At 68.2% G+C, this 18,683-nt stretch carries 18 protein-coding genes; 1 reads left to right on the forward strand and 17 read right to left on the reverse strand.

What is annotated here, in order from left to right; genetic code table 11:
* Nucleotides 1-13 precede the first annotated feature (13 nt).
* From nuoL to ACQR3U_RS10930, 13 genes are all read right to left on the reverse strand, one after another.
* Entirely contained in the window at nucleotides 14-1,906 is a 1,893-nt protein-coding gene (nuoL, locus tag ACQR3U_RS10870; RefSeq protein WP_006554034.1) for an NADH-quinone oxidoreductase subunit L, read from the reverse strand.
* 57 nt (nucleotides 1,907-1,963) lie between these two features.
* Nucleotides 1,964-2,263, reverse strand: a complete 300-nt coding sequence (nuoK, locus tag ACQR3U_RS10875; protein WP_230810515.1) for an NADH-quinone oxidoreductase subunit NuoK — start codon at nucleotides 2,261-2,263, stop codon at nucleotides 1,964-1,966.
* The gene (locus ACQR3U_RS10880; protein ID WP_006554036.1) at nucleotides 2,260-3,051 is read right to left on the reverse strand and encodes an NADH-quinone oxidoreductase subunit J; all 792 of its coding nucleotides are present in this window, start codon (nucleotides 3,049-3,051) and stop codon (nucleotides 2,260-2,262) included. Before ACQR3U_RS10880 ends, nuoK begins: the two co-directional genes overlap by 4 nt.
* Nucleotides 3,048-3,593 (reverse strand): NADH-quinone oxidoreductase subunit NuoI, encoded by a 546-nt coding sequence (gene nuoI, locus ACQR3U_RS10885; protein WP_006554037.1) that lies wholly within the window; start codon nucleotides 3,591-3,593, stop codon nucleotides 3,048-3,050. The genes ACQR3U_RS10880 and nuoI overlap by 4 nt, the downstream gene beginning before the upstream one ends.
* The gene (nuoH, locus tag ACQR3U_RS10890; protein WP_006554038.1) at nucleotides 3,593-4,894 is read right to left on the reverse strand and encodes an NADH-quinone oxidoreductase subunit NuoH; all 1,302 of its coding nucleotides are present in this window, start codon (nucleotides 4,892-4,894) and stop codon (nucleotides 3,593-3,595) included. The genes nuoI and nuoH overlap by 1 nt, the downstream gene beginning before the upstream one ends.
* Nucleotides 4,891-7,362, reverse strand: coding sequence for an NADH-quinone oxidoreductase subunit G (locus tag ACQR3U_RS10895; RefSeq protein WP_230810514.1), 2,472 nt, complete (start codon nucleotides 7,360-7,362; stop codon nucleotides 4,891-4,893). Before ACQR3U_RS10895 ends, nuoH begins: the two co-directional genes overlap by 4 nt.
* A complete protein-coding gene (nuoF, locus tag ACQR3U_RS10900) occupies nucleotides 7,359-9,545 on the reverse strand; it encodes an NADH-quinone oxidoreductase subunit NuoF (RefSeq protein WP_230810513.1) in 2,187 nt (728 codons plus the stop codon). Before nuoF ends, ACQR3U_RS10895 begins: the two co-directional genes overlap by 4 nt.
* Nucleotides 9,542-10,846 carry an NADH-quinone oxidoreductase subunit D gene (locus tag ACQR3U_RS10905; RefSeq protein WP_006554041.1) on the reverse strand — a complete coding sequence of 435 codons (1,305 nt, stop codon included), beginning with the start codon at nucleotides 10,844-10,846 and terminating at the stop codon, nucleotides 9,542-9,544. Before ACQR3U_RS10905 ends, nuoF begins: the two co-directional genes overlap by 4 nt.
* Entirely contained in the window at nucleotides 10,843-11,559 is a 717-nt protein-coding gene (locus ACQR3U_RS10910) for an NADH-quinone oxidoreductase subunit C (protein WP_006554042.1), read from the reverse strand. The genes ACQR3U_RS10905 and ACQR3U_RS10910 overlap by 4 nt, the downstream gene beginning before the upstream one ends.
* Nucleotides 11,556-12,110, reverse strand: a complete 555-nt coding sequence (locus ACQR3U_RS10915; protein WP_006554043.1) for a NuoB/complex I 20 kDa subunit family protein — start codon at nucleotides 12,108-12,110, stop codon at nucleotides 11,556-11,558. The genes ACQR3U_RS10910 and ACQR3U_RS10915 overlap by 4 nt, the downstream gene beginning before the upstream one ends.
* A 101-nt stretch (nucleotides 12,111-12,211) precedes the next feature.
* Nucleotides 12,212-12,571, reverse strand: a complete 360-nt coding sequence (locus ACQR3U_RS10920) for an NADH-quinone oxidoreductase subunit A (protein ID WP_016935086.1) — start codon at nucleotides 12,569-12,571, stop codon at nucleotides 12,212-12,214.
* Between the two features lie 259 nt (nucleotides 12,572-12,830).
* Nucleotides 12,831-13,235 (reverse strand): response regulator transcription factor, encoded by a 405-nt coding sequence (locus tag ACQR3U_RS10925; protein ID WP_080678464.1) that lies wholly within the window; start codon nucleotides 13,233-13,235, stop codon nucleotides 12,831-12,833.
* 80 nt (nucleotides 13,236-13,315) lie between these two features.
* Complete coding sequence (locus ACQR3U_RS10930) at nucleotides 13,316-13,564, reverse strand: hypothetical protein (RefSeq protein WP_230810512.1); 249 nt, start codon at nucleotides 13,562-13,564, stop codon at nucleotides 13,316-13,318.
* A 334-nt stretch (nucleotides 13,565-13,898) separates the two neighbouring features.
* Here ACQR3U_RS10930 and ACQR3U_RS10935 point away from each other — a divergent pair, with 334 nt between their 5' ends.
* Nucleotides 13,899-14,930: an iron-siderophore ABC transporter substrate-binding protein gene (locus ACQR3U_RS10935; protein WP_230810511.1), complete on the forward strand. Its 1,032-nt coding sequence runs from the start codon at nucleotides 13,899-13,901 to the stop codon at nucleotides 14,928-14,930.
* Between the two features lie 36 nt (nucleotides 14,931-14,966).
* On the opposite strand, the gene ACQR3U_RS10940 is transcribed toward ACQR3U_RS10935, so the two are convergent.
* The 4 genes from ACQR3U_RS10940 to ACQR3U_RS10955 form a co-directional block, all read right to left on the reverse strand.
* Nucleotides 14,967-15,635 carry a methionine ABC transporter permease gene (locus ACQR3U_RS10940; RefSeq protein WP_006554049.1) on the reverse strand — a complete coding sequence of 223 codons (669 nt, stop codon included), beginning with the start codon at nucleotides 15,633-15,635 and terminating at the stop codon, nucleotides 14,967-14,969.
* A 13-nt stretch (nucleotides 15,636-15,648) separates the two neighbouring features.
* Entirely contained in the window at nucleotides 15,649-16,668 is a 1,020-nt protein-coding gene (locus tag ACQR3U_RS10945) for a methionine ABC transporter ATP-binding protein (protein ID WP_006554050.1), read from the reverse strand.
* Nucleotides 16,668-17,504, reverse strand: a complete 837-nt coding sequence (locus tag ACQR3U_RS10950) for a MetQ/NlpA family ABC transporter substrate-binding protein (protein WP_019289697.1) — start codon at nucleotides 17,502-17,504, stop codon at nucleotides 16,668-16,670. Before ACQR3U_RS10950 ends, ACQR3U_RS10945 begins: the two co-directional genes overlap by 1 nt.
* Before the next feature lie 78 nt (nucleotides 17,505-17,582).
* Nucleotides 17,583-18,611, reverse strand: a complete 1,029-nt coding sequence (locus tag ACQR3U_RS10955) for an isopenicillin N synthase family dioxygenase (protein ID WP_230810510.1) — start codon at nucleotides 18,609-18,611, stop codon at nucleotides 17,583-17,585.
* Nucleotides 18,612-18,683: the final 72 nt, after the last annotated feature.

The raw sequence follows: 18,683 nt of genomic DNA on the forward strand, positions 1-18,683 counted from the left end.
CAGTACACCCCCATCACAGCGTCATCAGGACGAGCGCGCCGACCACGACGGTCGCGCCGGCGAACATGTACAACGCGTACGAACGGACGAAGCCGGTCTGCAGCCGGCGCAGTCCGCGCGAGAGCGCACCGATCCCGGTGGCGGCACCGGTGACGGAGCCGTCGATGCCGGTGGATTCCACGCCGTCCAGGGCGCGCACCAGACCCTGACCGGGACGCATGAACACCGCTTCGTTCACGGCGTCGCCGTAGAGGTCGCGACGCGCGGCGACGGTCAGCGCCGACACCGCTTCGGGTGCCGTCGCCGGGACCGGTGCGCGCACGTACTGCCGGTAGGCGACGGCGACACCGGCGAGCACGACCGCCAGCGTGACGGTGGTGACGAGCCAGACGGGCAAACCACCTTCGTGATGGTCGTAGCCGACGACGGGTTCGAGCCAGTGCTGCAACGAGCCACCGAACACCAGCAGACCGCCGGCACCGACCGAGCCCATGGCGAGAGCGATCATCGGCCAGGTCATCGAGGCCGGCGACTCGTGCGGGACGGCGTCGGGCGCCCATCGCCGGTCGCCGAAGAAGGTCAGGATCATCACGCGGGTCATGTAGAAGGCGGTCAGTCCCGCACCGAGCAGCGCGACGACACCGAGCACGAGGCCTTCGACACCGCCGGCGGCGAAGGCCACCTCGATGATCTTGTCCTTGGAGAAGAACCCGGCGAACGGCGGGATGCCGATGATCGCGAGGTAGCCCAGCCCGAAGGTGGCGAAGGTGATCGGCATGACCGCGCGCAGTCCGCCGTAGCGGCGCATGTCGGTCTCGTCGTTCATCGCGTGCATCACCGAGCCGGCGCCGAGGAACAGTCCGGCCTTGAAGAAGCCGTGGGTGAGCAGGTGCAGGATCGCGAAGGCGTACCCGGCGGGGCCGAGACCGGCGGCGAGCACCATATAGCCGATCTGGCTCATCGTCGATGCCGCGAGAGCCTTCTTGATGTCGTCCTTGGCGCAGCCGATGATCGCGCCGAAGAGCAGCGTCGCGGCGCCGACGATCACCACCGCGAGTCGTGCGGACGGTGCGGCGTCGAAGATCGCGTTCGCGCGGACCACGAGGTAGACACCGGCGGTGACCATGGTCGCGGCGTGGATGAGTGCGGAGACGGGGGTGGGGCCCTCCATGGCGTCGCCGAGCCACGACTGCAGCGGCAGCTGAGCGGATTTCGCGCACGCGGCCAGGAGCAGACACAGGCCGATCGCCGTCACCGTGCCTTCGGTCGCGGCGGGGACCGAGGCGAAGACCGTGTCGTAGTCGAGGCTGCCGAACGTCGCGAACATGATCATGAGAGCGATGAGCAACCCCATGTCGCCGACGCGGTTGACGACGAACGCCTTCTTCGCGGCGGTCGCGGCGGTGGGCTTGTACTGCCAGAAGCCGATGAGCAGGTAGGAGGCGAGACCGACGCCCTCCCACCCGAGGTACAGGACGAGGAAGTTGTCGGCGAGGACGAGCACCAGCATCGCCGCGAGGAACAGGTTGAGATAGGCGAAGAACTTCCGGCGTTCCGGATCGTGCGCCATGTAGCCGATCGAGTAGAGGTGGATCAGCGAGCCCACGCCGGTGATGAGCAGTACGAAGCAGATCGACAGCGCGTCGAGCCGCAGTCCGAGATCGACCTGCAGCTCGCCGACCGGCACCCAGGTGAACACGGTCTGCTGCGCGAGCCTCTCGCTCGCGTCGAGTCCGAGCAGTCCGGCGAACATAACGGCGCCGACGACGAACGAGGCGATTGCCGTGGCGCACCCGAGCAGATGTCCCCAGCGGTCGCTGCGACGCCCGAGGAGCAGCAGAACGAACGCGCCGGCCAGGGGCAGTGCCGGTATCGTCCACAGCGCCGAGTTCAGGAACGAAGTCATGCCGCGTGTCCTCTCGGTTCGTCGTGGGCTCTCACACTCACCGTCCTCGTGGGGTCGTCAGTACTTGAGCAGGTCGGCGTTGTCGACGGAGGCCGATCGCCTCGTCCGGAAGATGGTCACGATGATCGCGAGGCCGACGACGACCTCGGCGGCCGCGACGACCATCGTGAAGAAGGCGAACACCTGTCCGTGGAGGTTGCCGTGCATCCGCGCGAAGGCGACGAAGGCCAGGTTCGCGGCGTTGAGCATCAACTCGACGCACATGAACACGACGATCGCGTTGCGGCGCAGGAGAACTCCCACCGCGCCGATGGTGAACAGCAGCGCCGACAGGTAGAGGTAGTTCTCGGGGTTCATCGCCGATCCTTCCTCGCGTCGTCGCCGGGTTCGCGCAGGCCGAGTTCGGTGTGGTCCCAGTCGCGCCCGATGCGGCCGAGCAGCTCACCGACCGACAGTTCGGAGAACGATCCGTCCGGGAGCAGGGCCGGGACGTCGGCGGCGTTGTGGCGGGCATAGACACCCGCGGCCGGCAGCGGTGTGACGCGCTCCCCTTCGCGGAACCGGCGTGCGGCGAGTTCGCGTTGGGTCTGCCTCGGCTGCAGACGTTCCCGGTGGGCGAGCACCATCGCACCGACGGTGGCGGTGATGAGCAGCGCTCCGGTGAGTTCGAACGCCCAGACGTAGTCGATGAACAGCAGCACCGCCAGGCCCTCGACGTTGCCGCCGGCGTTGGCCGCGTCGAGTCCCGCGAAGCCGGAGACCGCGGTGTTCCCGATGCCACCGATGAGCATCGCCGCGAAGCCGACCGCCACGACGATCGCGAGAACGCGCTGTCCCTTGATGGTTTCGACGAGGGAGTCGGCGGAGTCGATACCGACGAGCATGAGCACGAACAGGAACAGCATCATCACGGCGCCGGTGTAGACGACGATCTGCACCACACCGAGGAACAACGCATCCTGCGCGATGTAGAAGACGGCGAGCACGATCATCGTCATGGCGAGGAACAGCGCCGAGTACACGGCCTTCGGGGCGACGACGACACCGAGCGCCCCGAGTACCGCGACGGCACCGAGGATCCAGAACTGCACGGCCTCCCCGGTGGAGGTCGTGGTGAGTTCGGCGGCGAGCAGCGCGGTGGTCACCGGTGTTCCTCCCCGTCGGCGGCGGACGCATGTTCCGGGACGGGGATCGTGCCCCGGTAGTAGTCCTCGTCGGTGGCGCCGGGTGCCATGGGATGCGGGGGTGGCTGCATCCCGGGTTCGAGCGGCGCGAGCAGGCGGTCCTTCTCGTAGATCATGTCGGTGCGGTTGTCGGCGGCCATCTCGTACTCGTTCGTCATCGTCAGCGCGCGGGTCGGGCACGCCTCGATGCACAATCCGCAGCCGATGCACCGCAGGTAGTTGATCTGGTAGACGCGCCCGTACCGTTCGCCGGGCGAGTACCGCTCCTCGTCGGTGTTGTCGGCACCCTCGACGTGGATGGCGTCGGCGGGGCAGGCCCACGCGCACAGTTCGCAGCCGATGCACTTCTCGAGTCCGTCCGGATACCGGTTGAGCTGGTGGCGTCCGTGATAGCGGGGGGCGGTGGGTCTCTTCTGTTCCGGATACTGCTCGGTGTTGGGCTTCTTGAACATCGTCGTGAGCGTCACACCGAAACCGGCGAGCGGGCCGCGGAATTCGACCATCACGATCCTCCTGGGAGACGACCCGCCGGGGCGGGCGGACTCGATCGGGTGCTCGACCGAGCAGGTAGTGGCGGCACGGGGAAACCTCCGGCCATGGCGTCGAACTCCTCGTCGACGCCGGCGGGTGGTTCCGTCGCCTGTGCGATGCGCCGGCTCCGCCGCCCCTGCAGGGTGAGGTAGGCGAACAGCAGAGCGGTGGACAGCACCCCGGCGACGATGAGGCTCGCGGTGCCGGGCAGGACGTCGTCGGTGTCGAGGATGCGCAGCGCGGCCACGATCATCACCCACACCACCGAGACGGGGATGAGCAGTTTCCAGCCCAGGGCCATGAACTGGTCGTAGCGCAGTCGCGGCAGGGTGCTGCGCAGCCACACGAAGACGAACAGCACGACCCACACCTTGATCACGAACCACAGCAGCGGCCACCAGCCCGAGTTCGCGCCGCTCCACAGTGTCAGCGGCCACGGCGCGTGCCAGCCACCGAGGAACAGGGTGGTCGCGAGCGCGGAGACGGTGACCATGTTGACGTACTCCGCGAGCATGAACATCGCGAACCGCAGCGACGAGTACTCCGTGTGGAAACCGCCCACGAGTTCGCCCTCGGCCTCGGGCAGGTCGAAGGGGGCGCGGTTGGTCTCCCCCACCATCGACACCGAGTACACCAGGAAGGACGGCAGCAGCAGCACGACGAACCACAGGTCGTTCTGCGCGGCGACGATGCCCGAGGTCGACATCGTGCCCGCCTGCAGGAAGACCGCGGCGAACGCGAGTCCCATCGCAATCTCGTAGGAGATGACCTGCGCGGTCGAGCGGAGACCACCGAGCAGCGGATAGGTCGAACCCGAGGCCCAGCCGGCGAGCACGATCCCGTAGACGCCGACGGAGGTGATCGCCAGGACGTAGAGCACCGCGACGGGAAGATCGGTCAGCTGCAGCGGCGTCCGGTTCCCGAGGATCGACACCTCGGGCCCGAAGGGAATGACCGCGAACGCCATGAACGCCGGGGCCGTCGCGATGATCGGGGCGAGCATGTAGATCGGCTTGTCCACCCCGGTAGGGATGATGCCTTCCTTGAGCGCGAGTTTCAGACCGTCGGCGACGGTCTGGAACAGTCCCTTCGGCCCCACCCGGTCGGGTCCGACCCGCATCTGCATCCAGGCCATGATCTTGCGTTCGGCGAGGATCATCACGAGGGTCGTCAGGACGAGGAACGCGAAGATCGCCACGGCCTTGACGACGACGAGCCACCAGGGGTCGATGCCGAACATCGACAGGTCCACGGGCTGGGCGGTGACGCTCATCGCGGATCCTCCTCGTCCGATCCGGAGCCCGTCGTGGCGGTGGCCCGGATCCGCACCACGTCACCGGCGGTGACACCGAGATCGGCGTGCACCATCGATCCCGGCGAGGCGGTGGGCAGCCAGACCACGCGGTCGGGCAGGTCGTCGACCACCAGCGGCAGAGTGATCGAGCCGCGCTCGGTGGAGACGGTGAGCGAATGATGGTCGGCGGCACCGATCTCCGCGGCTGTCGCGGCGGACAACCGGGCGACGGGTTCGTGCGCCGTTCCGGCGAGGTGCGGTTCGTCGTCCTGCAACCGGCCCGCGTCGAGCAGCATCCGCCAGGTGGCCAGGACCGCTTCCCCGAGGACGGGACGTCGCGGGGGTCGCGGGGACACTCCCGGCGATTCGGGAACGGTGCCCGTCCATCGTCCGAGCTCCGCGAGTTCGTGGCGGAGGGTCTCGACGTCGTGGGGGCCGGGATCGTCGAGGCCTCCATCGAGGTCCATCGCGTCGGTGATCGCCGCGAGCACCCGGTGGTCGGGCAGTGCTCCGGTGTCGCGGAGGGCGATCGGGAAGGCACGTTCGCGTCCCTCCCAGTCGAGGAAGCTCCCGGCCTTCTCGACCACCGGCGCGACGGGGAAGACGACGTGGGCGCGGTCGGTCACCGCGCTGCGTCGCACTTCCAGACTCACGACGAAGCCGGCACCGTCGAGACCCGCGAGTGCGGCATCGGGGTCGGGCAGGTCGGCGGGGTCGACGCCGGCGACCACGAGCGCAGCCACATCACCTTCGGCGGCCGCGGCGAGGATGGCGTCGGTGTCGCGGCCCGGCTCCGACGGCAGGGTGTCAGCCGGTAGACCCCACGCCGACTCGATGTCGCGCCGGGCCTGCGGGTCGCCGATCGGGCGACCGCCGGGGAGAAGTGTCGGGAAGGCGCCGGCTTCGAGTGCTCCGCGATCACCGGCGCGGCGCGGGATCCACGCGAGGCGGGCTCTGGTCTCGTCGGCGAGGGCCGCAGCGGCGGACAGCGTGCCGGGCGATGCTGCGGCCCGCTCCCCCACCAGCACGATCGCACCGGGAGTCCCGAGCGCCGCCGCGGCATCGGCGGATGCGCCGGTGCGGATCGCGTCGAGCGCGCGTGCCTCGTCGCCCGGGACGCACTGTTCGACCCGGCCCGACAGCTTGTGGACACCGCGCGAGGCGAACGGTGCGATCGTGAAGACCTGCAGCCTGTTCCGCCGGACCGCCTTGCGCAGCCGCAGGAAGACGATCGGCGACTCCTCCTCCGGCTCGAATCCGACGAGGAGCACCGCCGGCGCGCGGTCGAGGTCGCGGTAGGTGACGTCGAGGCGCCGCCCGGCGACCCGCGAGGCGAGGAAGTCCGTCTCCTCCCCCGACAGGGCTCGACTGCGGAAGTCGATGTCGTTGGTGCCGAGCGCCGTTCGCGCGAACTTCGCGTACGCGTAGGCGTCCTCGACGGTGAGCCGGCCACCGGTCAGGACTGCGGCCCTGCCACGTGCCGCCGCGAGCCCGCGGGCGGCGACGCCGAGCGCCTCGATCCACGAGGCGGGGACGAGCGCTCCGGTGTCGTCGCGGACGAGGGGCGTGGTGAGGCGGTCGTCGGCGGTGGCGTAGGTGAACGCCCAGCGTCCCTTGTCGCAGTTCCATTCCTCGTTGACCTCGGGGTCGTCCCCGGCGAGGCGGCGCAGCACGGCTCCACGACGATGGTCGGTGCGCTGGGCGCAGCCGCTCGCGCAGTGTTCGCACACACTCGGCGTGGAGACCAGGTCGAACGGGCGGGCGCGAAACCGGTAGGCGGCGCCGGTGAGCGCGCCGACCGGACAGATCTGGACGGTGTTGCCGGAGAAGTACGACTCGAACGGTTCCTCGGTGTAGATACCGACCTGCTGCAGCGCCCCGCGGTCGAGCATGTCGACGAACCGGTCGCCCGCGATCTGGTCGGCGAAGCGGGTGCACCGCGCGCACAGCACGCACCGTTCGCGGTCGAGGAGCACCTGCGAGGAGATCGCGATGGGTTTCGGGTAGGTGCGTTTGGTGTCCTCGAAGCGGGACTCGGCGCGTCCGTTGGACATCGCCTGGTTCTGCAGCGGGCACTCGCCGCCCTTGTCGCATACCGGACAGTCGAGCGGATGGTTGATGAGCAGCAGTTCCATCACGCCGCGCTGGGCCTTGTCGGCCACCGGTGAGGTGAACTGGGTGCGCACGACCATCCCGTCGGTGACCACGGAGGTGCACGAGGCGAGCGGTTTGCGCTGGCCCTCGACCTCGACGAGGCACTGGCGGCACGCACCGACCGGTTCGAGCAGCGGGTGGTCGCAGAACCGCGGGATCTGGACCCCGATCAGTTCGGCGGCGCGGATCACGAGAGTGCCCTTGGGCACGGCGATCTCGGTGTCGTCGATGGTGACGTTCACGAGGTCGGTGGTCTCGGACTTCTCCGCACCGGCACCGGACACTGCGGTCATCGCTCGCCTCCTTTCGCGGGGGCGTCGGCGGCGAGCGTCGACAGGTGCGGGTCGAACGGGCAGCCGCCGTGCTCGAAGTGGGCGACGTATTCGTCGCGGAAGTACTTCAGCGACGACGTGATCGGGCTGGTCGCGCCGTCCCCGAGCGCGCAGAACGCCCGGCCGAGGATGTTGTCGGAGATGTCGAGCAGCTTCTCCAGGTCGGCTTCGGCGCCCCGGCCGTGTTCGAGCCGCTCGAGGATCTGCACGAGCCACCAGGTGCCCTCGCGGCAGGGGGTGCACTTGCCGCACGATTCGTGCGCGTAGAACTCGGTCCAGCGCAGCACCGTGCGGACGACGCAGGTGGTCTCGTCGAAGATCTGCAGGGCCCGGGTCCCGAGCATCGACCCGGCGGCGGCGACGTTCTCGTAGTCCAGGGGGACGTCGAGGTGTTCGTCGGTGAAGATCGGGGTCGACGAACCGCCGGGTGTCCAGAACTTGAGCCGGTGGCCGGCGCGCACACCTCCGGCGTAGCCGAGCAGCTCGCGCAGGGTGATGCCGAGCGGGGCCTCGTACTGGCCGGGGGTGGTGACGTGCCCGGACAGCGAGAACATCGCGAATCCCGGTGATTTCTCGGTGCCCATCGAGCGGTACCAGTCCACACCGTTGCGGATGACGAACGGGATGTTCGCGATGGATTCGACGTTGTTGACGACGGTCGGGCATGCGTACAGGCCGGCGACGGCGGGAAAGGGCGGGCGCAGGCGTGGTTGGCCGCGGCGGCCCTCGAGGGAGTCGAGCAGCGCCGTCTCCTCACCGCAGATGTATGCGCCCGCACCGGCGTGGACGACGAGTTCGAGGTCGTATCCGGAGCCGAGGATGTCGCGTCCGAGATAACCGGCCTCGTAGGCCTCGGCGACCGCCGCGTGCAGGCGCCGCAGCACCGGGACGGCTTCGCCGCGGAGATAGACGAACGCGTGCCGGGCGCGGATCGCGTAGGCGGCGATGATCACGCCTTCGACGAGGGCATGCGGGGTGGCCAGCATGAACGGGATGTCCTTGCAGGTGCCCGGTTCGGATTCGTCGGCGTTGACGACGAGATAGTGCGGCTTGTCGTCGCCCTGCGGGATGAACGACCACTTGGTGCCCGTGGAGAATCCGGCGCCGCCGCGACCGCGGATCCCGGAATCCTTGACTGCGGCGATGACCGCATCCGGGTCCATGCCGAGCGCGATGGGCAGGGCTTCGTATCCACCGTGCCGCCGGTAGGCGTCGAGGGTCCACGCCTGTTCCTCGGCCCAATAACGGGTGAGTACGGGGGTCAGACCTGTCGGTGATTTCGCGACGGCGACGACGGCCTCGTCATTCTCCGGCGGTTCGGGTGCCCGCATGTCGTGCTTGCGGGCGACCTCGAGCCCGGCGAGGGAGGCCGGCCCGGCGGTACCGGCGGCCTCGAGCGCACCGGGCCGGTCGTCGGGGATCCCCGCGAGCAGGCGTGCGGTGTCGCGGAAGCTGCGCAGCGGGGCGCCGCGCGTCGGTGCGGGGGTGCCGCCGGCGAGCAGGTCGTCGACGAGTTCGATCGCGGAGTCGATAGTGCGGTTGTCGAACAGTTCCCAGTCGACGGTCATCACCGGGGCGTAGTCGCACGCCGCGTTGCATTCGATGTGCTCGAGGGTGATCGCGCCGTCGGCGGTGGTCTCGTCGTGCCCGATGCCGAGCCGGGTGCACAGCGCGGAGAAGATCTCGTCGCCGCCCATCGTCGCGCACAACGCGTTCGTGCACACTCCGACGTGGTGGCGGCCGGTCGGCGAGCGGCGGTACATGGTGTAGAAGGTGGAGACGGCGGCGACCTCGGCGCCGGTGAGTCCGAGCCGCCGGGCGCAGAACTCGATGCCGGCCGGCGTGATGTAACCGTCCTCCGCCTGCACGAGGTGCAGCAGCGGCAGCAGCGCTGATCGTGGCTGCGGGTAGCGCGCGATGATCCGGTCGGCGTCGGCGTCGAGGCGGGCGCGCGCGTCGTCGGGATAGCGGCGCGGTGCGTCAGGTGGGGTGAGATAGGTGTCCTCGTCGGGTCGCGGCCCGAGCGGCACGAGGACGGGTTCGCGTCCGGCCGGTTCGGTCATCGGCACGGCGGCGGTGGTCTCGCTCGTGGCCGCGGTGCCGGTGGTCTCCGCGCCCGCAGCCCGCACGAATTCGGTGCTCATCGGTCCACTCCCCCCATCACCGGGTCGATGCTGGCGACGGCAGCGATCACGTCGGAGACCATGCCGCCCTCGCACATCGCCGCGACGGCCTGCAGATTCGTGAACGACGGGTCGCGGTAGTGCACGCGGTACGGGCGTGTGCCGCCGTCGCTGACCATGTGGACGCCGAGTTCGCCGCGTGGCGATTCGACGCCGATGTAGACCTGTCCCGCGGGGACACGTATGCCTTCGGTGACGAGCTTGAAGTGGTGGATCAGACCCTCCATCGACTCGCCCATGATGTGCCGGATGTGGTCGGGCGAGTTGCCGAGTCCGTCCGGTCCGAGCTGCAGTTCCGACGGCCAAGCGATCTTGCCGTCCTGGACCATCACCGGTCCGGGGCGGAGCCGGTCGAGGCACTGTTCGACGATCTTCAACGATTCGTGCATCTCCCCGATCCGGACGAGATAGCGCGCGTAGCAGTCGGATCCCTCTGCGGTGACGACGTCGAACTCGTAGGTCTCGTAGCCGCAGTAGGGTTCGGCGCGGCGCAGGTCGTAGGGCAGTCCGGTGGACCGTAGGATCGGTCCGGTGATCCCGAGGGCCATGCAGCCGGTGAGGTCGAGGCAGCCGATGTCGCGGGTGCGTGAGATGAAGATGGGGTTGTCGGTGAACAGGGCTTCGAGATCGGCGAGCCGGCCGGGTAGGAGGGCGAGCAGGTCGCGGATCATCGGCACGGCTTCGTCGGGCAAGTCCTGGGACAGTCCGCCGGGCCGGATGTAGGAGTGGTTCATCCGCAGTCCGGTGATCGTCTCGAAGACGTCGAGGATCAGTTCGCGTTCGCGGAAACCGAACAGCATCGGGGTGGTCGCGCCGAGTTCCATGCCACCGGTGGCCAGCGCCACCAGGTGCGAGGAGATGCGGTTGAGTTCCATGAGCATCACCCGCACGACCTGCGCGCGTTCGGGGACGAGATCCTCGATGCCGAGCAGCTTCTCGACGCCGAGGCAGTAGGCCGTCTCGTTGTGAAACGGGGCGAGGTAGTCCATGCGAGTGACGAAGGTGACGCCCTGCGTCCAGTTGCGGAATTCGAGGTTTTTCTCGATTCCGGTGTGCAGATAGCCGATTCCACATCGGGCCTCCGTGACGGTCTCGCCGTCGATCTCGAGGATCAGGCGCAACACTCCGTGGGTGGATGGGTGCTGGGGGCCCATGTTGACGACGATGTGGTCCTCGCCGCTGTCGCGTACGGCAGCGGTGATGCCGTCCCAGTCGCGTCCGACGGCGTCGAAGACGGTCTCGGTCGCGGGTTCGCTCGTCACGTGTACGCCCTCCGTTCGTCGGGTGGCGGGATCCGGGCGCCCTTGTATTCCACCGGGATGCCGCCGAGAGGGTAGTCCTTGCGTTGGGGATGTCCGTGCCAGTCGTCGGGCATCTCGATGCGGGTGAGCGCGGGGTGCCCGTCGAAGACGATTCCGAAGAAGTCGTAGGTCTCGCGCTCGTGCCAGTCGTTCGTCGGGTAGGTGCGGTAGAGCGAGGGGACGTACGGGTCGCTGTCGGGGATCGCGACCTCGAGCCGTATCCGGCGGTTGTGGGTGATCGAGACGAGCGGATACACCGCGTGCAGTTCGCGGCCCGTCTCCTGCGGGTAATGCACCCCGCTGACCCCGAGGCACAGCTCGAAGCGGAGGTCCGCATGGTCGCGCAGGGTGCGGGCCACGAGCGGCAGATGTTCGCGGCGGACGAAGACGGTCAGCTGGTGGCGGTGCGCGACGACCTTCTCGACCGCCTGGGCATAGCCGACGCCGGTGTCGCCGGATCGCTCGTCGAGGACGTCCTCGAGCGTGTCGACGAGGTCGTCGAGGTACCCGCCGTAGGGTCGCTCGGTGCTGCCGGGCAGCGTCACCCGGCGCACGAGGCGGCCGTAGCCGCTGGTGTCACCGGATCCACGCACCCCGAACATGCCGCGTCGGACGGCGATCACCTCGTCGGCGCGGTCGTCGTGGTCGGATCCTGTCCGTTCGAGATCGGTCATCGCGGCGGCACCGTCAGTTCGATGAGGGGACGTTGGGCCAGGGCCGCTTCCTCGGCGGCGCGGATCGCCTCGGCCCGGTTCACACCCAGTGGCATCTGCGCGATCTTCTCGTGCAGCATGAGGATGGCGTGCAGGAGCATCTCGGGCCGGGGCGGGCAGCCCGGAAGGTAGATGTCGACGGGGACGACGTGGTCGACCCCCTGAACGATCGCGTAGTTGTTGAACATGCCGCCCGACGAGGCGCACACGCCCATCGCGAGCACCCACTTCGGTTCGACCATCTGGTCGTAGACGCGGCGCAGGGCGGGAGCCATCTTCTGGCTGACTCGGCCGGCGACGATCATGACGTCGGCCTGTCGCGGGGAGGCCCGGAAGGCCTCCATACCGAAGCGGGCGATGTCGTAGCGGCCACCGGCGGTGGCCATCATCTCGATGGCGCAGCACGCGAGCCCGAAGGACGCCGGCCACAAGGAGCCTTTGCGCGCGAAACCGGCCAGGGTCTCGACGGTGCTGAGCAGAAAACCGCTGGGGACCTTCTCCTCGATGCCCATCGCCCGTCACCTTCCCCGGAATCGGACCGGACGCCCGGTCGTTTGTCGTCCGCTCTCGTAAACCCTTCGCTGGCAGGACATCCCGTCGTATACGCGGGTCGTCAGTCCCATGTCAGGCCTCCTCGTTTCCACTCGTAGGCGTAGGCGACGAAGACGTTGAACATGAACAGCGCCATCGCCGCCAGACCGAAGACGCCGAGCGCGTCGAAATGGACCGCCCACGGGTACAGGAAGACGATCTCGATGTCGAAGATGATGAACAGCATCGCGGTGAGGTAGTACTTCACCGGGAAGCGGCCACCTCCCACCGGCTGGGGTGTGGGGTCGATGCCGCACTCGTACGCATCGAGCTTGGCGCGGTTGTATCGGCTCGGGCCCGCGAGGCTCGCCACCGCGACGGAGAAGACCGCGAAGGCAAGCGCGATGCCACCGAGTACCAGGATCGGTACGTAAGCGTTCATGCGACCTCCGGTTGCTTGCGCGAATCCGGCCGCGGGTCTGCTCGTCGCCCGCGAACCCACCCCCGCCGTGCACCGGGCGGTTCCGTCCCGGCCCAGGGTTGTGAGTCACGGCACACACTAGTGCTGTTCGCGTCGGACTTGTCGCGATTTCACGCCCTCGATTCGGGGCGGCGTGTCGGGCTGCTCGACAACGGGAAGGAGGGTAGATTTTCCGGCCCCACATACGAGTTCGCGGCCGGGCGGTCGCGCGTCGGAAGGGTCAGGAGGGGCGGGAGCGAGGGGTGAGCAGCGCGAGGACCTGCCGGCCGAGCCGAATCGGGTCGACGGGATGACGCAGCGCCACCTCGGCGCCCGACCAGCGGGCGAGCCATTCGTCGTCGGCCCGGGCGATCAACACGATGATCGGCGGGCACGAGTCGAGTTCGTCCTCGAGTTGTTTCGCGAGGCCCATGCCGCCCGCGGGGGCGGCCTCACCGTCGAGCACGGCGAGGGCGATGTCGCCGGCGTGCATGCGTTCGACGACGACCGGCGGTGTCGCGACCTCGACGTAGTCGAGTGGAGGCAGATCCGGGTGCAGCCGGGTACCGAGGGCATCACGAACCTGTTGCCGCACGGTCGCATCGTCGCTGTAGACGAGGATGCGCAGCGAGTCGGTCACGGGCAAGATGCTAACCGAGCACACCCGCCCGTCCGGGGAACCCGCGTGTCGCGGCGGCGCCGCGACGTCGGCGGGCCGGGACGAGCTCAGGATTCGCTACCGAGCGGATGCCACCGCTCGCGGATCTCGGGACGGATGGCCGTCTCCGTCTCGTCGTCGTGGATGATCGAGGCGGGCGCGATCATCAGGTGCGCCAGCACGATGCATGCGCCGGTGAGCATGGCGAATGCGGCACCGATCAGATACGACGCGGTGAACACCGCAGCCAGGAATCCGATCGTGAGCATTCCCGTGAGCGCGATGATCGCGAGAATCCGCCGGTTCGAGCGTGGCATCGAATCGGACCTCTTATCCGTGGATGCAACCATGAGCATCTCCGTTCCTCCCCGGAACGACGCATCCGGTACCCCCGCATCCACTCATCGTTCCCGGTCGACGAATCGTCGGTGATGAGCGAACCCCCGCGGTGGCCGAGTGCGGCCGTCCCCTTTCCCGCTCGGGACGTGAGCGGTTTCGATAACAGAATTCTATCAAATATGACATCCGTCTCGTGATCCGTTTGTGGGACATCACGAAGTTGCGGACGGCCCGGAAATCTGCCGATAACCGTCATCCCCTTCAGAAGGTTAGGCTCACCTCTCGAACCGGTCCGATCAGTGAGAGGTATCCATGAAATTTCTGTCCCCGCGCCGCCTCGGGTCACGCGCGGTAGTCGCGCTCGCCGCCGCCGTCGCACTCACCGCCTGCTCGTCCGGCAGTGGCGACAACTCGAACGGTTCTCCGACGGGCGACTTCGAACCCGTCGCGATCGAGCACGCACTGGGCACCGCCGAGATCGACGCGCAGCCCGAAAGGGTCGTCACGCTCGGGATGGGTTCGGCCGAGACGGCGATCGCACTGGGTGTCACCCCAGTGGGGATGGAGGAATATCCCTGGGGCAGCGACGAAACCGGATATCTGCCCTGGATCCACGAGGAACTGACCGAACGCGGCGAGCCGCTGCCCGAGCAGTTCACCGGTGGCGCCCAGGTGGACGTCGAGGCGATCGCCCGACTCGCCCCGGACGTCATCCTCGCGCCGTGGTCGGGCATCACGCAGGAGCAGTACGACCTGCTGTCGGCGATCGCCCCGACCGTCGCCTACCCCGAACTGCCCTGGACGATCACCTGGCAGGACCAGATCGAGACCATCGGCACCGCACTCGGCAGGCACGACGAGTCGCTGGATCTGATCACGGGGATCGACGACACCTTCGAACGCACCGCGGCGGAGCATCCCGAATACGCCGGGGTGACGTTCTCGTATATCTACAACACCGGCCCCAGCACGCTGGGCGTGTTCATGCCCGACGAGCAGCGCGTGGCGATGGTCCGCGGACTCGGGCTGACGGTCGACCCGGTCGCGGAGACGCTCGAGGAGACCGAGGGCACCGACTCGGCGGTCATCGGGCTCGAGAACGCCGGACTGCTGAAGGACTCGGATCTGATCTTCACGTTCTATTCCGACCCGGCGAACCGCGCGGAGATCGAATCGCAGGCCGTCTACCAGCAAATTCCGGCGATCGCGCGCGGCTCGCTCGTCGCGCCGGAGGAACAGCCGTTCGTCACGGGATCGTCGATGATCAATCCGCTCACCGTGCCGTGGTCGATCGACCGCTACGTCCCGCTCGTCGACGAGGCGATCGCGAAGCTCGACCGCTGAGCCGGACGCACCGGTGGTGCGCCCGGCTCTCGGGCGTCACCGCCGGTGCGCGAGCCTGCGGACCATGAGATCACCGATCGACTGCATGATCTGCACCATCACGATGAGGACGACCACCGCGAGCAACAGCACCGGCGTGTTGAACCGCTGGTAGCCGTAGACGATCGCGAAGTCGCCGAGACCGCCACCACCGATGACACCGGCCATGGCCGAATAGCCCACCAGCAGCACGAGGGTGAGGGTGGCACCGGCGATCAGCGGGGACAGTGCTTCGGGCAGCAGCACCTTGCGCACGATCTGCCCGTTGGTGGCCCCCATCGCCTGGGCCGCCTCGACCCGGCCCCGGGGCACCTCCCGCAGAGCGGATTCGACGATCCGGCCGAAGAACGGGATGGCACCGATGGTCAACGGCACGATCGCCGCGGTCGGCCCGATCGCGGTACCCACGATGAAGCGGGTGAACCCGATCAGCGCGATCAGCAGGATGAGGAAGGGCAGCGACCGGAAGAGGTTGACGATCACGCCGAGGACGGTGTTGAGCGTCCTGCGCGGCCACAGTCCGGACGGGGACGTCAACTGCAACACGATTCCGACCAGCACACCACCGACGACGGTGAGCACGAAGGACACCGCAACCATGTAGAGCGTCTCGAGGGTGGCTTCCCACACCTCCGGGAAGGCGTCGTACCACTGCAGTTTGTTCATCGCGCCTGCACCGTCATTCCGTGAGTCCCTCCAATTCGGCTTCCGTCCCCCACGCCAGGCTCAGATACGGGCGTTCGGCCACGAACCCCTCGATGAGTGCCCGATCGGTACCCGCCGTGAACCGAAGGCGCATCCGGCCCACGGTGACGCTGCCGACCTGTTCGACCCGGCCGCCGACCACAGCGATGTCGGCGTCGATCGCGCGGATCATCTCCGCGAGCCACGGTCCGTGCGCGGCATCACCGATCGCGGTGACCAGAGCCGTGTCGGCACCCGAACCCGTCGACGGGTCGGTGCCGACCGGGACGAGCGCATGCCCGAGCGCCGACTCGGGATCGGCGACGAGATCGACGATCCGGCCCGTCTCGACCACCTGTCCGGCGGCGAGCCGAGCTGCCGAGCTGCAGATCCGGCGCAGCACCCCGAGTTCGTGGGTGATCACCACGACCGTGACGCCCAGTCGTCTATTCACCTCGGCGACGAGATCGAGGACCTGATCGGTGGTGTCCGGGTCCAGGGCGCTCGTGGCCTCGTCGCACAGCAGTACCTCGGGTTCGACGGCGAGTGCGCGGGCGATGCCCACGCGCTGCTGCTGTCCACCGGACAGCTGCGAGGGATAGCTCTCCCCCTTGCCGGCCAGGCCGACGAGATCGAGCAGCTCGAGCGCCCGCTTGCGGCGCTGTTCCTTGTCGATCCCCGCCACTTCGAGCGGGAATTCGACGTTCCGGATCACGGTGCGCGAGTGCAGTAGGTTGAACTGCTGGAAGACCGTCCCGATCCGGCGACGCGCCGCTCGCAGTTCCGCGCCGGACAGGGTCGACAAATCGTCCCCGCCGAGCAGGATCCGTCCCGAGGTAGGCCGCTCGAGCAGGTTCAGACAGCGCAGAAGGGTGGACTTGCCGGATCCGGACGGGCCGACGATGCCGTAGATCTCGCCGTCGGGGATCTCGAGCGACACCCCTCGCAACGCCGCGACCTCCCCGGAGCGCCCGGCTCCGGGGAAGGTCTTGACGAGGTTCTCGACGACGATCATCAGTTCGTCGAGTGGACCGGCAGCACGGCGCCGGAGTAGGTCTCCTCGATCCAGGCAGCCGTCTCGGGCGACTCGAGGGCCTCGGCCAGCGCGGTCACTGCCGGGTCGTTCTCGTTCTCGGCCCGCACGACGAGCAGGTTGGAGAAGGGGTTGTTCTCGACCTCTTCGGTGACGATGGCGTCCTCGGCCGGGTTCAGGCCGGCTTCGAGCGCGTAATTGGAGTTGATCACGGCGGCGGTGATCTGCGCGTCGTCGAGCTGACGGGCGAGCTGCGGACGCTCGATGCTGACGAGGTTCAGGTTCTTCGGGTTGGCGGTGATGTTCGATTCGGTGACCACCGACAGGTCGGCCTCCTCGAAGGGCACGTCCATCTCGAGCAGACCGGCCGATTCGAGCAGGTACAGCGCGCGGGCGTAGTTGGTGGTGTCGCGCGGCACGGCGACAGTGTCGCCGTCCTTCAGCTCGTCGAGCGAGGCGATCTTGTTCGAGTAGAGGCCGATGGGCTCGAGGTGCACGTCGGCGACGGCGACGAGGTCGTCGATACCCTTCTGCTTCTGCCAGTCCGTCAGGTAGGGCTCGTGCTGGAAGAAGTTCGCGTCGACGTCACCGGCCTCGAGCAGTTCGTTGGGATCGACCTCCCCGGTGATCTCGACGATGTCGAGCTTGTAGTCGCCCAGCGCCCCGGTGCTCACGATCTGGTCGAGGATCTCGACGTGCGGGGTGGACGACGCCGAGATCCGGAGGGTGGTGTCGTCACCTTCGGACGACGAGCAGGCCGCGAGACCCGCAGCGAGGGTGAGCGCGGCGGACGCGACGACGATACGACGCAGTGACATCGGGTGGATACCTTCCGTTGGGAATGCGGGGACGTTGGAAATGCGGGGACGTTGGAAATACGGGGACGGACAGATCGATTATCGGGGTGCGGCGAAGCGGGCGAGGAGATCCGCGTGAAAACGCTCCGCCACGTTCGGATGTGCCCGCAGGCGGGACTTGAGTGCGTTGAGGCCGTAGACGGCGTGCAGCGTGCCGCCGTGTGCGTCGGGGCCGACGCCGCGGGCGGCCGCGGCCAGATCTGCGGGCAACTCCACCGCCGAGAGTTCGCGGTCGAGACCGGGATTGAGGAAGAAGGGCAGCGACACGCGGTCGGTGCCCGCCGGGGGCGGCAGCACACGATGGACGGTCGCCTGGAGGTAACCGCCGGTGGCGACCTCGAGGAGTTCTCCGATGTTGACGATGAAATGCCCTGGGAGCGGGTCGATGTCGACCCAACGTCCGTCGCGTTCGACCTGGAAGCCGGTGCTGCCGGGTTCGGGATACAGCAACGTCAGCGCGCCGACGTCCTTGTGGCTGCCGACCCCTTGATCGGTGACCGAGCGGTCGTGCCCGGGATACCGCGCGATCTTCAGCAGCGGGTCGGGATCGGCGAAGGCGTCCTCGAAGTGATCGGCGGGGGCACCGAGGGATTCGGCCCATGCACCGAGCAGTCGGCGTCCGACGTTGCCGGCCTCGTCGATCCACCGCAGGGCCAGTTCGCGTAGTCGGGGGACCTGCTCGGGCCACAGATTGGGGCCGTGCAGCACCTCCCAGGGGCGGTCGGGGTCGACCTCGGCGACGGCATCGCGTTCCGGGCCGATGTCGAGTTGTTCGCGCCAGTCGACATAGCCCTGGGTGCGTTCGCCACCGACACGGGTGTAGCCGCGGAAGTGGGGCGAGCGGATGTTCTCGATCGCGAGCTTGTCCGCCTCGGGGAGGGCGAAGAATTCGCGTGCCGCCGCGACGAGCCCGTCGGCGAGCGCGGGCTCTATCCCGTGACCGGCGAGATGGAAGAACCCGATCTCGTGGGTGGCCTCCCGGAGGCGATCGAGCAGGGCGTTGCGTGTGGTGTCGTCGCCGTCGAGATCGGACAGATCGATGACGGGCAATACTGTCGAATCGGACATGATGTGCCTTTCGAACCGCATCGGATGCGAGGAATTCCCGGTCACCGCCGGATCGTCGGTCACAGCGGACCC

This window comes from Rhodococcus sp. IEGM1339 (genome assembly GCF_050321925.1).
In the GTDB taxonomy this organism is placed as follows: Bacteria; Actinomycetota; Actinomycetes; order Mycobacteriales; family Mycobacteriaceae; genus Rhodococcus; species Rhodococcus pyridinivorans.